The 13,768-nt window shown below is 41.7% G+C and carries 14 protein-coding genes; all 14 read left to right on the top strand.

Annotation, left to right across the window (positions count from 1 at the left end):
• The 14 genes from NSS81_RS11615 to NSS81_RS11550 all read left to right on the top strand — a co-directional run bounded on the left by NSS81_RS11615 (position 1) and on the right by NSS81_RS11550 (position 13,661).
• Positions 1–810, top strand: coding sequence for a formate dehydrogenase accessory protein FdhE (locus tag NSS81_RS11615; RefSeq protein ID WP_342433653.1), 810 nt, complete (start codon positions 1–3; stop codon positions 808–810).
• Between the two features lie 15 nt (positions 811–825).
• Positions 826–1,434 (top strand): molybdenum cofactor guanylyltransferase, encoded by a 609-nt coding sequence (locus NSS81_RS11610; RefSeq protein WP_342433652.1) that lies wholly within the window; start codon positions 826–828, stop codon positions 1,432–1,434.
• A gap of 9 nt (positions 1,435–1,443) precedes the next feature.
• Entirely contained in the window at positions 1,444–2,676 is a 1,233-nt protein-coding gene (gene glp, locus NSS81_RS11605; protein WP_342433651.1) for a gephyrin-like molybdotransferase Glp, read from the top strand.
• A 16-nt stretch (positions 2,677–2,692) separates the two neighbouring features.
• Entirely contained in the window at positions 2,693–4,615 is a 1,923-nt protein-coding gene (locus tag NSS81_RS11600; RefSeq protein ID WP_342433650.1) for a molybdopterin biosynthesis protein, read from the top strand.
• A gap of 13 nt (positions 4,616–4,628) precedes the next feature.
• The gene (locus NSS81_RS11595) at positions 4,629–5,093 is read left to right on the top strand and encodes a molybdenum cofactor biosynthesis protein MoaE (RefSeq protein ID WP_342433649.1); all 465 of its coding nucleotides are present in this window, start codon (positions 4,629–4,631) and stop codon (positions 5,091–5,093) included.
• Positions 5,086–5,319, top strand: a complete 234-nt coding sequence (gene moaD / locus NSS81_RS11590) for a molybdopterin converting factor subunit 1 (RefSeq protein WP_342433648.1) — start codon at positions 5,086–5,088, stop codon at positions 5,317–5,319. The genes NSS81_RS11595 and moaD overlap by 8 nt, the downstream gene beginning before the upstream one ends.
• A gap of 61 nt (positions 5,320–5,380) precedes the next feature.
• The gene (locus NSS81_RS11585) at positions 5,381–6,400 is read left to right on the top strand and encodes a thiazole biosynthesis adenylyltransferase ThiF (protein ID WP_342433647.1); all 1,020 of its coding nucleotides are present in this window, start codon (positions 5,381–5,383) and stop codon (positions 6,398–6,400) included.
• A 147-nt stretch (positions 6,401–6,547) separates the two neighbouring features.
• Complete coding sequence (locus tag NSS81_RS11580) at positions 6,548–6,862, top strand: YwdI family protein (RefSeq protein ID WP_342433646.1); 315 nt, start codon at positions 6,548–6,550, stop codon at positions 6,860–6,862.
• Positions 6,863–7,077: 215 nt separating this feature from the next.
• Positions 7,078–7,449, top strand: a complete 372-nt coding sequence (locus NSS81_RS11575) for a DUF423 domain-containing protein (protein ID WP_342433645.1) — start codon at positions 7,078–7,080, stop codon at positions 7,447–7,449.
• Positions 7,450–7,730: 281 nt separating this feature from the next.
• A complete protein-coding gene (locus NSS81_RS11570; RefSeq protein ID WP_342433644.1) occupies positions 7,731–8,144 on the top strand; it encodes a DUF2294 domain-containing protein in 414 nt (137 codons plus the stop codon).
• A 262-nt stretch (positions 8,145–8,406) separates the two neighbouring features.
• On the top strand, positions 8,407–9,300 hold the full coding sequence (locus NSS81_RS11565) for a cytochrome b/b6 domain-containing protein (protein WP_342433643.1): 894 nt from the start codon (positions 8,407–8,409) through the stop codon (positions 9,298–9,300).
• A 115-nt stretch (positions 9,301–9,415) separates the two neighbouring features.
• Positions 9,416–10,093 (top strand): 4Fe-4S dicluster domain-containing protein, encoded by a 678-nt coding sequence (locus NSS81_RS11560; protein WP_342433642.1) that lies wholly within the window; start codon positions 9,416–9,418, stop codon positions 10,091–10,093.
• A gap of 29 nt (positions 10,094–10,122) precedes the next feature.
• Entirely contained in the window at positions 10,123–12,192 is a 2,070-nt protein-coding gene (locus tag NSS81_RS11555; RefSeq protein ID WP_342433641.1) for an aldehyde ferredoxin oxidoreductase N-terminal domain-containing protein, read from the top strand.
• Between the two features lie 188 nt (positions 12,193–12,380).
• Positions 12,381–13,661, top strand: a complete 1,281-nt coding sequence (locus tag NSS81_RS11550) for a radical SAM protein (protein WP_342433640.1) — start codon at positions 12,381–12,383, stop codon at positions 13,659–13,661.
• Positions 13,662–13,768: the final 107 nt, after the last annotated feature.

Below are 13,768 nucleotides of genomic sequence, written 5' to 3'. Positions count from 1 at the left end.
ATGAAAAAGTCAGTAGTTTCAAAGGAATATCAAAATTTGCACAAAGACATATTAAAGCTGCAAGAAAAGTGGAAACAGAGCATTAATCCAGAATCTATTACACCAAACCTTGATAAAGCTGCTATGTCAGCAGGAGTGCCTGCTGCAGCATTAACGGCTATTGATTTTGATATTTCACTATTCCTACAGTGGATAGAGGAAATAAAATCCTTATTAATCGAGAATAATCCCGAACTTGAACCGAAACTGGCAGGAATCAGTAATCTGCTTAATGAAGAAGTAGCTATCCGTTGGATTGATGAAGCATTTTCCTTCAACCAGTTTTATTTTGGCAACTTTGCCGAGGAAAACGGACTGGAAGATTGGATTCCACAATTCCTCGCAGAATCTGCACTTCGTCCCTATTTGCAGCTAACTGCTGAAGCTGTACAAGAAGGAATTCAGCGTGCTGTCCCAGGTGCAGGATGCCCAGTTTGCGGTGAACCAGCACGACTTGCCGTTCTTGAAGGGGAAGGACAAAAGGTGATGCAATGCCCGCGCTGTCTAGTTCATTGGGATGCGAAACGCCTAGAATGTGCCCACTGTGGGAATGACGATCACAAGACCATTCAGTTTTTAACAATCGAAGGCGATGCTGCTTCACAAATTCAGGTTTGCGAAGAATGTAAAGGATATATTAAAGTAATAGATACAAGACAATACCTCAGCAAACCATCTTCTGCTATGCTAGATTTAAATACAATACATCTAGATTTCATCGCCCAGGAAAATGGCTATCAAGCCGTTGGGGAGAAAAAACTTACAAATTAAGAAGGTGCATGATTCATGAAGGCTGCGGCTATTATTTTATCAGGTGGAAAATCGAGCAGGATGGGTACAAACAAGGCTCTCTTAAAAATAAATGAGAAAACCAATATTGAACGCCTGATAGAAACACTTAAGGTACATTTTGATGATATAATTCTGGTAACCAACGAACCCGAACACTATCAATTTTTGGGAGTGAAATTGGTAGCAGATCATTATCCAAATAAAGGACCGCTTGCCGGCTTTCATGCTGGATTAACAGCTTCTTCCTATGATGTAAATTTCATCGTTGCCTGTGATATGCCGTTTGTTACTGGAGCGCTTGCAGAAACCCTAGTGAACAATATTAACCATTATGATGCAGTAGTACCCGTAATTAATGGAAAAATACAAACCTTATGTGCCGTTTTTCAAAAGAGTACGGTAAAGAAAATAGAAGAATGTATTGAGAATGGACGTCTTCCTATCAAACATTTGCTTGACCACTTAAACGTCCTATCTCTATCTGAAAAGGAATTACAAGCTTACAGTAACGGCGACATCGAGCGTGTCTTTTTCAACATGAATTATCCGCATGAATATGAAGAGGCAAAAAGGTGGTTCGAGGCAAATCAGCAAGGGAGGTAGTAAGGCACAATGCAATTTTTCAAAGTAAAAACAGTCGAAGAAACCTTCGACTTAATAGAAGAACAGGTCGCAGCAATTAAAGAGACCGAGGTACGATCACTGGAAAATGCCCTTCACTATATTTTAGCGGTGCCTGTCACCGCCAAGGAAAATGTCCCGGGTTTTGACCGTTCAACCGTTGATGGCTATGCTGTACGAGCGAGAGATACTTATGGTTCCTCTGAATCGATGCCGGGTTTTTTAAATGTAATCGGTGAAGTGAAAATGGGTGAAGCCTCAGCTTACCAGGTTGGGCTTGGAGAAGCCGTATATGTTCCAACTGGGGGCATGCTTCCAGCAGGCAGTGATAGTGTTATCATGATTGAGCATTGTGAAGACATCGATGGTTTACTTAATGTATATAAGCAAATTGCTCCTAATGAGAATGTCATTCGTACAGGAGAGGATATCCGCAGCGGCGAGGTTCTTCTGAACGAAGGAACCATGTTACGCCCACAAGAATTAGGTGCCCTCGCTTCGTTAGGCGTTAGTGAGGTAACTGTTTTTCGTAAACTTAAGGCAGGATATCTTTCCTCCGGGGATGAAATTGTACCCTATCAAACAGAGAATCTTTTAGTAGGACAAATTCGTGATATCAACTATTTAACGATTGCTGGTTTAGCGGCTGAATGGGATATAGAAGTGATCTATGGCGGTATAGTTAAGGATGACTTCCAGGAATTCCAACAGCGGGCAAAGGAACTTTACGACCAAGTTGATTGTTTAATCCTCTCTGGAGGAAGTTCGGTCGGTGCCAAGGACTATACCATCGAAGTAATTGATTCTTTAGGAACACCGGGAGTATTCGTCCACGGCATTTCTATTAAGCCTGGGAAGCCAACCATCCTTGCCATGGCAAATGGAAAACCCGTAATTGGATTACCAGGGCATCCAGCATCGGCAATGATTATTTTTAAACTATTTGGCGAGAAAGTATTGGAGAAACTTAAAGGTAAGAAGGCAGAAAAAAAACTAGACCGAGTTTTTGCCCGGATGACGAAAAACATCCCTTCGGCACCTGGCCGTTCAGATTACATCCGTGTACGCCTATTTGAAAAAGAAGGCGAATGGTGGGCAGAGCCGATTATTGGAAAATCCGGACTGATTACGACACTTGTAAAAAGTGATGGAATAGTCGAGATTACTTCAGAAAAAGAGGGTATTTCACAGGGTGAGTATGTGCCTGTGATTGCAACACGATAAGGGGGAAAATAAACAAATGGAACACATTCGCTATAAACGTAAAATTTATTTAGAGGACAAACCCCGATCGGAAGCGAAGCGAGAGATTCTCGAAGCGTTTCAGCTGCCCCTTGAAATTGAAAGGATTCCAACAAGTGCTGCCTTAGGCCGTGTTACAGCCGAGCCGATATTTGCGCAGAATTCAACACCTCATTATCACGCTTCGGCAATGGATGGAATTGCCGTTATCGCTGAAAGTACGTACAATGCACACGAGCAAAATCCTCTTCAACTCAAACAGGGTAAAGAGTTTTCATATGTAGATACGGGAAATGCGATTCCTGCTCCGTTCAATGCGGTAATCATGATTGAAAATGTCGACATTCTTGATGCAGATACGATTGAAATTATCGAACCTGCGACACCATGGCAGCATATTCGCCCGATTGGTGAAGATGTGGTTCAGGAGGAAATGCTTTTTCCGCAAGGGCATATTCTTAGACCTGCAGATTTAGGTGTACTATTATCCTCCCAGCAGCTCGAACTTCCGGTTGTGAAAAAGCCGGTAGTTACGATCATCCCTACTGGAAACGAGCTAGTTGATGCGGATTCATCCCTAACTGCCGGAAAAATTATAGAATTTAACGGGACGGTTTTTGCGGGTTTCGTTAAGGAATGGGGCGCAGAGCCGAAGTTACATAGTATTGTGAAAGATGAGCCGGAACGGATTAAAGCAGCACTCTTGGAAGCAGCTGAAACGTCTGATATTATTGTTATCAATGCTGGCTCTTCGGCAGGTTCGAAGGATTATACCGTTCATATTATTGCTGAAATCGGAACGGTTTTCACACATGGTGTTGCCGCACGGCCAGGTAAACCTGTTATTTTAGGAAAAATTAACGGCAAAATTGTTGTTGGTGTGCCAGGGTATCCAGTTTCCGCTTATTTGGCATTAGAATGGTTTGTTCGCCCATTGTTGTGCAAGTATTTACAAATTCCTGAACCAAAAAGACAAACGGTAACAGTTAAGCTTGGGCGCCGTATTGTCTCAGGTATGGGTGCAGAGGACTTTGTCCGAATGAATATTGGCTATGTGAATGGACAATTTGTTGCCAATCCGCTGACTAGGGCTGCTGGAGTGACAATGTCCTATGTCAGAGCAGATGGCCTCCTAGTTGTACCCGCAAACGTAATCGGCTATGAACAAGGGGACCACGTCGAAGTAGAGTTGTTGCGTCCGCTTGAAGAAATAAAAAATGCGATTATGTTTTGCGGCAGCCACGATTTAACGATCGATCTTTTATCGTCACAGTTGAAACGAGTGCGAACAGACATGAAAATTGTCTCTGCACATGTTGGCAGTATGGCCGGGATCATGGCGATTCGCAAAGGTGAGGCCCATGTAGCGGGCATTCATTTGCTTGACCCAAATACAAAGCAATATAATATTTCCTATGTAAAGAAATTATTAGCAGGGCAAGACATTGTTCTTTATCCATTTTTAAAAAGAATGCAAGGCTGGATTTTGCCAAAAGGAAATCCGCTTGCTATTGAAACGATTGATGACGTGGCAAAAAAGCAGGCAAACTATGTTAACCGACAAAAAGGGGCAGGGACGAGGATTCTCTTGGATTTGCTGCTTACAGAAGCGGGTCTTGCACCTGAAGAAATCGTCGGTTATGAACGCGAAATGTTTTCGCATTTAGCGGTAGCAGCGGAAGTAAAGGGAGATGCTAAGGGCGCGGGATTAGGAATCTATCCCGCAGCAAAAGCCATGGATTTAGACTTTATTCCGGTTGCTGATGAAGAATATGATTTGGTTATGACAAAAAGCTTTTTTGAAAGCGAAAGCGGCCAGCTGTTAATCGGAATTATTCAATCGGATATTTTTAAACAGCAGGTTGAAAAGATTGGCGGCTACGTTGTTGTCGAAAATGCAAAACCAAAAAGCTTGAGTTAAGAGGTGCTAATAGATGAACTTCCAGATTTCAAAAGAACCAATCAACACACAAGAGGTTATTGATAAAGTGGTCCAGCGTGAAGCTGGCGCAATCACTACGTTTATTGGAACCGTCCGGGAATTAACCAAGGGAAAAAAGACGCTTTTCTTAATTTATGAAGCATATGAAGCAATGGCTGTGAAGAAACTTGAACAAATCGGCAAGGAAATCGAAGAGCGCTGGGAAGGCTCCCGCGTCGCGATTACGCACCGTGTTGGTCGTTTAGATATAACTGATATTGCAGTTGTCATTGCCGTCTCTACGCCCCATCGTGCCGATTCATATGAGGCAAATCGCTATGCAATTGAACGAATTAAGGAAATTGTCCCAATCTGGAAAAAAGAGCATTGGGAAGATGGCGAAGAGTGGATGGGCAATCAGCTTGAAACCGTTGCCTATCCTACTGGAAAACCAGAGGAGAGTGATTTAAATGAATAAGGTTCTCTTTTTTGCTCATTTGCGTGATGCTGTCGGTGAAGAGTTTCTTAAACTTGATGCTGCTGGAAAAACTGTCGCTGATTTGAAGGAAGAGTTGGCGTCAAAGTACGACCTGCCAAAATTAGACACGGTAATGACAGCCGTCAACGAAGAATTTGCCCAGGATGATGAAGTTATTGGGGAAGGCGACGAGATTGCTTTTATCCCGCCAGTAAGCGGCGGCTGATATACTCTCGGATAACCAGAAATACTTGCGGACTTTGATTTTTGGAAAGGGGAACAACAAGATGAGCGAACGATATTCACGGCAAGTCCTCTTTCCAGGGATCGGAAAAGCAGGGCAAGAAAAAATTAGTGCAAAACATGTGTTAATGATTGGTGCAGGAGCCCTTGGCTCCGGAAATGCTGAAATTCTCACCAGGGCTGGTGTTGGGAAAATCACCATCATTGATCGAGATTATGTGGAAGCTAGTAATCTGCAGCGTCAACAGCTTTATACCGAAGAGGATGTAGCTGAGAAGCTTCCAAAGGCTGCGGCGGCAGAAAAACGCTTAAAAGCGATTAACTCAGAGGTCGAAATTGCTGCGATAATTGGTGATGCCACACCGCTCCTTTTAGAAGAGTTGGTTGGCGGCGTTGACTTAATTATTGATGCAACAGATAATTTCGAAACACGTATGGCGATCAATGATGTTTCGCAAAAATACAATATTCCTTGGATATATGGGGCTTGTGTTGGAAGCTTCGGGATGAGTTTTGTGATTCTTCCTGGGAAAACACCTTGCCTGAACTGTTTGCTGAGAACGATTCCGTTGCAGGGGATGACCTGTGATACCGGCGGGATCATTGCCCCAACTGTTCAAATGGTTATCTCCCATCAAACTGCGGAGGCTATAAAAATATTGGTCGAGGATTGGGATGCGGTCCGTACTTCGTTTGTCAGTTTTGATTTATGGAGAAATCAGTATACGAGCCTGAAAATGTCCAAAGCAAAGGTTGCTGGTTGTTTATCCTGCGGGGAGGAACGAACCTATCCCTATCTTGATCATGAGAATATGATGAAAACGAGCGTGTTGTGTGGCAGGGATACGGTACAAATTCGTCCCTCCAAGCAAGGTGAGATTTCGCTTGAAAAACTATCTGGTCAACTAACTTCGCTTGGATATGTGGTCAAGGGTAATCCCTATCTGCTGTCAGTGGAAATGGGAGAAGAGCGGATGGTTATTTTTAACGATGGCCGCGCCCTGATTCACGGTACGAAGGATATTACACATGCAAAAACAATTTATCATAGAATACTTGGATAAGACTAACTCCGTACTTTTACTGGTACGGAGTTTTTAATTGTCAATTTTCGACATGTTTCACGTGAAACAGCGAATGGTGTCGAGTTTCAATTTTTCCGGATAGTTTGTTATGATGAAAGAAGTTTAGAATAGAGGAGTAATGGAGACATGAATATTTCAGTAGATAAATTATTATCAAAAATAGAGCAAGAATTAAAGCATGCAAAAAACAGCTCGCAGTCAGAAAGCTTGCGGGAGCGGGTATACTCTATTAAAATATTATGCGAACTCATCCTTGATGAGAAGCCAGTGAAAAGTGAGACACCAGTTACTACTATAACTTTTCAGTCAGCTGTGAATCAGCAAGCAGTTCATCAGCCAGTGATAGGCCAACAAGTTTTCCAACAGCCTGTTTCATTAAACCAGCCGAAAAAGATAGAAATGGACGACGAAGCAAACGGCGACTCACTACTCGATTTTTAAATTAGAGGTTGTGTAATAAGCACACTATTGATTTTGCTAACTCTGTTGATTGGAGCGTAAGGCACGAAGACTCCTGCGGGAAGAGCAAGTCACGGGAGACCCCGCAGAAGCGAAGCGACGAGGAGGCTCCCGGACTGCCCGCGGAAAGCGAAGTGCCTGGAGCTTCAATCAACAGGCTAGTTTAGCAAAGCCTATTATTAACAAGGGGGATGGACATGAAAGCATTTATTATTATTGGAGCGATTAACGCCTTTATTGCCGTGGCACTAGGTGCCTTTGGGGCTCATGGATTAGCAGACAAACTCGAACCCAAATACTTAGACATTTGGAAAACGGGTGTCACCTATCAAATGTTTCATGCGACAGGAATATTAGTGATTGGCTTGTTACTTAGTAAGGTAACGACTAGCCCACAATTCACTTGGGCTGGCTGGATGATGCTGCTTGGAATTATACTATTTAGCGGTAGCTTGTATGTTCTTAGCTTAACGAAAATAGGGATACTGGGCGCGATTACTCCATTAGGTGGCGTTTGCTTTTTAGCAGCATGGGTGCTTATTATCATTGGTGCGGTAAAACATTTATAAATACGTTAAAGGCATTGGGAGATACTCCTAATGCCTTTTTCTAAAGATATATAAATATATTTGAAAGCGTCCGCACTGTATTTATGATTTAAACATTTTCGTCAAATTTAGGCAATTCAAAGTGACTTAAGTCGCTGTATCGTAAAGAGTACAGGTAGTACGATAAAGATAACAGAAATATTCGACAACCACGAGTTAAAAAGTTCTCTTTTTTTAAATTTTTCTAGGAAAGCGTTTTCATGTAATTTAAAAGAAACTCTTACAGCAAGGGGAGTGGGAGAGTGTCTGAACCGAGTTATTTTCAAGATAAAAGAACGATTGAATGTAGATTAACGAATAAGGAAAGAAGACAGCTGCAGCACGAAATGAAGATTCATCTAGAAAAATATTTTAAAGGATTAATTGGTAAAGCGGCTGATTATACAAAAGTGATCATCTGGGACGATACAGTGATTATTCAAGGGGAAGGGTTCTTAACAGAACCAGAAAAGTTTGTTGCTAGAGGAACCAGGGGTGGTAATCTAGTAAAGCAAACGCGCATGCAAGTCGCCCAGCAATTTGCAAAAGACAATGTTCCTTATTTTGAGGAGAAATTAGGAGCAAATTGTATACATCAAACATTTGATGTGGAAGCGAACAAAGACTTTTGGATCCACGTAATGGTTTTTGACCAGTTATTGATTGAAATAAAGTAAAAGATTAATAGAGGTAGTTAAAAGAGACACCTAGGGTAGCTCTAATAAAGACCAATGGTTTTTAGAATGGACAGTAAGTTAAGTCCGTTCTGTTAGCCATTGGTCTTTTATTATGTCTATAGAGAGATTCAGAATGGGAGAAAGAAGTTGATAGGAGGTAATGAAGAGGGCATTACCATTTGTGGATACGGAAAAGGAGTAATTTTTTATGTAGAAAGGCGGGAGTAAAGTGAGAACAAGGTTACCCATAACAATAACTTTGTTGGCAGTTTTGATAGTTTGTACTTACTGGGCTTATGAATCAGCCCAATTATATGTTTTTCAAGCAGGGCGAGCAGGCATTCTTACAAATAATTTATTATTTGATACCGCATTGCTAGCCATTCCAGTTGCAGCTTTATTGGGTGTATTCCTTGGTACGTTAAGGTATCGCAAGGAGCAAGCTATGTTCATCGAAGGAAAAATTGAACGACATGATGAACTGATGTTTCTCCAACATTGGTCAAACGCAATCGGAATAATTATTTTAATTATCACAGGGTTTGTCCTAGGTTTCCTCTTTATCCCTAGGACTGTTCAGACAGCTGAAAATATTGGATTTGTAATGAATTTACATTTTGTTGGAGTGTTATTTTTCTCTTTCGGGGCGAGCTTTTATGTCACAAAAGGCTTATTTACTGGAGAAATCCAGCACATGATGCCAAAGAAGGGCGATCTAACAAATATGATTGGTCACTATAAGGCAATGATTTTTGGAGGAGTAGCTCCTAAGGAAGAGAAGTTTTTATCTGCAGAACGTGTTGTGTTCCCAATGTGGATTATCGGGGTTATGGGAATAACCCTAACCGGAATCATTAAAATCGTTACCCATTTTTTGTCGATACCGGAGGGGTTCATGGGTGTAATGACGTTCCTTCACGGAGTTTTCGCTATCTATATGACCTTAATGTTAATTGCGCACGTTATAGCAGGAGCAATATTACCGGCTTCTTGGCCGTTAATTCGTTCGATGATTACTGGTAAGGTAACGGAAAAGTATGTAAAACATCATCATGAAAAATGGTATGAAGAAATCAAAAATAACGAGAAAGCTCTTAAAGGTTCCATAATTGAAACCAAATCAAATAAAGAAAAAATACCAACCATCAATACATAGCAATCCATCATGTATTCATAAGTTAGTAATAATTACTAGCTGAAGATAATCATGAATGGGATCGATATGATTGGTTGGATACGAAGTGGGAGTTTTTGGAAGGGAGATAAATAATATGGCAAACGAGCCTAAAAAATCCTCAAGAAGGGATTTTATAAAAATTAGTAGTGCATCCGTCATTGGATTAAGCTTAGGTGCTCTGATTCCTGGAGGAAAATGGTTGGAAAATGAAGTATATGCAATCCCTGCTTCCCAAGGGTACCTATTAGTCGATACGAAAAAGTGTCAAGGTTGTTCTACCTGTACAATTGTATGCTCTTTAGCTCATGAAGGAAAACAAAATCTGTCATTAGGGAGAATTCAGGTACAACAAAATCCGTTTAAAGCATTTCCTGATGATATAAAGATCGATCAATGTAGGCAATGTGCCTATCCTGCCTGTGTAACGGCATGTCCAACAAAAGCTTTGCATGCTGATAAGAAGACCGGTGTCCGCCTTGTATCTCCGGATAAATGTATTGGGTGTCAACGCTGTATGGAGGCTTGTCCGTATGAAACTTCCAATGCGGCCTGGAATCATGAAGATAAAAATGGTCATAAATGCGATCTTTGCTTAGAAACTCCTTTCTGGAAGGAGCAAGGCGGACCAAATGGGAAACAAGCGTGTGTGCAGGTATGTCCGGTAAATGCGATTGCTTTTACCAAAGAGATTCCTGTTCAAGCAGGAGATGGAGGTTACAAAGTCAATCTACGTGACGAATCATGGAAACAATTGGGCTACCCAATTAGTTAGAATTACAACAATGAAAGGTTGGGGGAAAAGTGAAAGGATATCAGGGTAAGATTTTACGAGTCGATCTATCAAATAGAAAAATTACCAAAATAGAAACGAAAAAATATGCGGAATATGTGGGCGGCCATGGGATCGGTTCTGCAATATTTTGGGATTTGTGTAAGGACAAGACAATTGATGGATTTGACCCAGCGAATGTAGTTACGATTATGGGATCACCAATTTCCGGAACGATTACTCCATCTGGTTCAGGTAGATGTGAAGTAACGGGTATCGGAGTACAGTCTTATCCGATTGGATGGTATACACGCAGTAATTTTGGTGGAAGATTTTCCGGGATGATGAAATATGCAGGTTGGGACGGTATTGTGATTGAGGGAAAAGCAGATAAGCCTGTATGGATCGATGTCCGAAACAGCGATGTAAAAATTCGGGATGCAGATGGGTTATGGGGACTTAGCACCTGGGAAGCACAAGAAGAAATTTGGGAAGTAGTAAATAAGTCTGTTACCAAGGATGGTTGGAAAGCCCTCAGTTCTAGTCGAGATGCAGGGTTTACCACGCAAAAGCCTGCCGTTCTTGCTATTGGACAGGCAGGTGAAAACCTGGGTAGATCCGCATGTTTAATCCATGATGCCGGTAATGGTGCAGGTCAAGGTGGATTTGGTGGTGTATGGGGTTCAAAGAATTTGAAAGCGATCAGTGTGATTGGTACAGGTAGTATTGAGACAGATGACCCTAATGCCCTAATTGAGGCTCGGATTGCCGCAAAAAATAATTATGCCTATAACTTTGATGATCCTAAAGTTGGTTGGAATCGGTTTAGTTCGTCTCCTACTCTGGGTGGATTTTATGATCGAGAGGAGGAATCACGGCCACAATCCTGTATGGGATGTATTGCTGGTTGTCGTGCTAGAACGGCCTCGGGTCTTGGTAGTGAGTCTTCCTGTGTAGAAACCATTTTTTATGCTGATTTCAACAGGAGGAAATTTGGGAAGCAGACAAGGGATGCGTATGTAGCAACTGACTTATTACAAAAGTATGGAATTAATGCCTATGAGGCATGGCGAGGGTTAGAATATCTTGAAAAGTTGTACAAATTGGGTGTGTTAGGCCCAGGTAAAGAAATTGATTGTCCTTTAGATTTTGAGCAATTAGGGACGGCTGAATTTGCTGAAGAGTTTTTACGAATGACCGCCTTTCGGGAGGGTATAGGCGATGATTTTGCAGAAGGGTTCGTACGGGCAGCAGAGCGTTGGGGTAGATTGGAAGAGGATTGGAAAACAGGGATTCTGGTTTATCCTTATTGGGGTTGTCCTGATCATATGTATGACCCGCGCGCAGAAATAGAGTGGGGATATGCCTCAATAGTTGGCGACAGAGATATGAATCAGCACGATTTTAATGGGTTGTACTGGGATCCAACAAAAGACATTTTAGGAGGAAAACAACCATATTTATCTGCAGAGGAGGTCACAAAAGTAATTGCCGAAAAGCTGGTACCCTTTGAGAATAATCCAAAAATGTTAGATTTTAGCCTTGAGAATGCATATTCAGAAGATATGGCGAAATTGGTTTCGTGGACACAAATATACGGTAGATTTTGGAAGAATTCAGTGCTTTTCTGTGATTGGCGTTGGCCTGATCTTTATAATCCTAATGCACCAGATAATAGCGGCCTCACAGGAGATGAAGGTGAGCCTAAGTTCCTTAATGCCATCATAGGAGGAAATATGACGTTCAGTGAGGGTATGGAGACTGGCCGGAAAATTTGGAATTTAGATAATGCGATATATACCCTGCAAGGACGTCACCGCGATTTGGTTAAGTTTGCTGACTATATCTATGATATTCCGTATGACGGAGGCCTAATGGGCAGTTACTATTTACCTGGGATTGAAAATGGGGAGTGGAAGTATATTGACACAAAGGGTAGAAAATTGGATAGAGATAAGTTTGAGGAATGGAAAACTAAGTACTATAAGTTAGAAGGTTGGGACCCGGAGACTGGTTGGCCAACAAGATCCGCACTTAAAACATTAGGTTTAAACCACGTGGCAGATGAGCTTGAGAAGAGGAGTTTACTAGGAAAGGAATAATCCGAAGTTAACGTTGTAATTGTGCATCGAAATTTAATCTCCCCCGGGTCATTTTCGGGGGATTGTTCTTCTGTTAATGGTTGGCTTTGAATAGTTTTTTGCGAAATCCTATGTTTGCGAGAGCAGGGTGGGCCATTGGGAAAGTATCTAAGCATCGATTACTACATACAGAGACGGAGATGTCATAAATGGAAATCGTACTCATTAATGCACCTGTAACAAAAGTCAGTCCACACTCGAAATTAGCATTACCATTAGGATTAGCCTATATAGCCTCCGTACTAATCCAAGAAGGAAGAACAGTTAGTGCGATTGACTTTAACATCAGTGGATTAAATTTGCGACGTGTCGATAATATTGTTAAGAAAAGACCGTCAGTAATCGGAATCTCCGCCCATACAGAAACATATCCTAATGCCCTAATCATAGCGAAAAGGATTAAAGAATTGGATAACAGCATTAGCATTGTCATAGGAGGTCCCCATGCTTCGATTCTTCCCGAACAGGTATTACTCGAAGATGCGATCGATTATGTTGCCATCGGAGAAGGTGAAGCTACCATGTCTGAGCTGGTTAAGTACCTAATAGATGGAGAGGGACAGCTTGAAGATATTAAAGGGATAGGCTACAAGGACGCTGATGGGAAGATAAACCTTAATCAACGAAGAGAACTCCTTGACCCGGATGCGTTACCGTATCCGGCCAGGGACTTGTTTCCATTAGAATTTTATCAAGAGCAATGGAATATATCTACGGCTAGGGGGGGTTGTCCGTTTCAATGTCCCTTCTGCTCAGCATCCTTTATTTGGGAGGGGCGCCGTAGACCAAGAAGTCCGGAGAATATCATCGAAGAACTCAGGATGTTATACGAAAAACGTGGGGCAACCTATACTTTTTTCTCGGAAGACCTTTTCACAATTAATAAAAAATGGGTAAAAAAATTACTAGAACTTATTAAACAACTGGAGTATCCCATTCAATGGGGCTGTGCAACAAGGGTTGACGTGGTGGATGAGGAGCTTTTAGCAGATATGGCGAGTGCAGGCTGTCGGTCCATCCAGTTTGGGGTGGAATCAGGATCCCAAAGAATTCTCGATTCCGTGAAAGGAATTACCAAAGAACAAGTAGTAAAAGTCATTAAAACCTGCAAGAAACTGGATATTAACGTGGCATCCTCGTTTATGATTCCATTTCCTCAGGATACCAAGGAAACGATACGAGAAACTAAAGAGTTTATAAAGAAATTATATGATAGTGGCAGTAGAATTTATATGTCCTACACATCACCATATCCCGGAACACACTTCTATCGAAACAAGGAGGAACTGGGTATTAAGATCCTGACGGATAAATGGGATGAGTTTGATGCAAAGCATAACATCATCGAAACCAAGCATCTTTCTAATCAAGATATAGAAGAGCTCGTAAATGAGATTGTCCAGTATACAGGATTGAAGAAGAGAGCCTAAGTACGGCACGTTAATGCGGAAAAAAGTGAAACTTTCATCAGTGGGGGTCTCCTTCCCTCCCTACTAATGTTTAGTTGAACTATTCTTCACTTTCAAGTAGTTATCCC

The organism is Neobacillus sp. FSL H8-0543, assembly GCF_038592905.1.
GTDB lineage: Bacteria > Bacillota > Bacilli > Bacillales > Cytobacillaceae > Neobacillus.
Note: the sequence above shows the minus strand (reverse complement) of the source record. Positions and strands in the feature narration are given on the sequence as shown.

Excerpts from the sequence above, each read along its gene's own strand:
- NSS81_RS11615 (WP_342433653.1), top strand. The coding sequence starts at position 1 with ATGAAAAAGTCAGTAGTTTCAAAGGAATATCAAAATTTGCACAAAGAC.
- NSS81_RS11610 (WP_342433652.1), top strand. The coding sequence starts at position 826 with ATGAAGGCTGCGGCTATTATTTTATCAGGTGGAAAATCGAGCAGGATG.
- glp (WP_342433651.1), top strand. The coding sequence starts at position 1,444 with ATGCAATTTTTCAAAGTAAAAACAGTCGAAGAAACCTTCGACTTAATA.
- NSS81_RS11600 (WP_342433650.1), top strand. The coding sequence starts at position 2,693 with ATGGAACACATTCGCTATAAACGTAAAATTTATTTAGAGGACAAACCC.
- NSS81_RS11595 (WP_342433649.1), top strand. The coding sequence starts at position 4,629 with ATGAACTTCCAGATTTCAAAAGAACCAATCAACACACAAGAGGTTATT.
- moaD (WP_342433648.1), top strand. The coding sequence starts at position 5,086 with ATGAATAAGGTTCTCTTTTTTGCTCATTTGCGTGATGCTGTCGGTGAA.
- NSS81_RS11585 (WP_342433647.1), top strand. The coding sequence starts at position 5,381 with ATGAGCGAACGATATTCACGGCAAGTCCTCTTTCCAGGGATCGGAAAA.
- NSS81_RS11580 (WP_342433646.1), top strand. The coding sequence starts at position 6,548 with ATGAATATTTCAGTAGATAAATTATTATCAAAAATAGAGCAAGAATTA.
- NSS81_RS11575 (WP_342433645.1), top strand. The coding sequence starts at position 7,078 with ATGAAAGCATTTATTATTATTGGAGCGATTAACGCCTTTATTGCCGTG.
- NSS81_RS11560 (WP_342433642.1), top strand. The coding sequence starts at position 9,416 with ATGGCAAACGAGCCTAAAAAATCCTCAAGAAGGGATTTTATAAAAATT.
- NSS81_RS11550 (WP_342433640.1), top strand. The coding sequence starts at position 12,381 with ATGGAAATCGTACTCATTAATGCACCTGTAACAAAAGTCAGTCCACAC.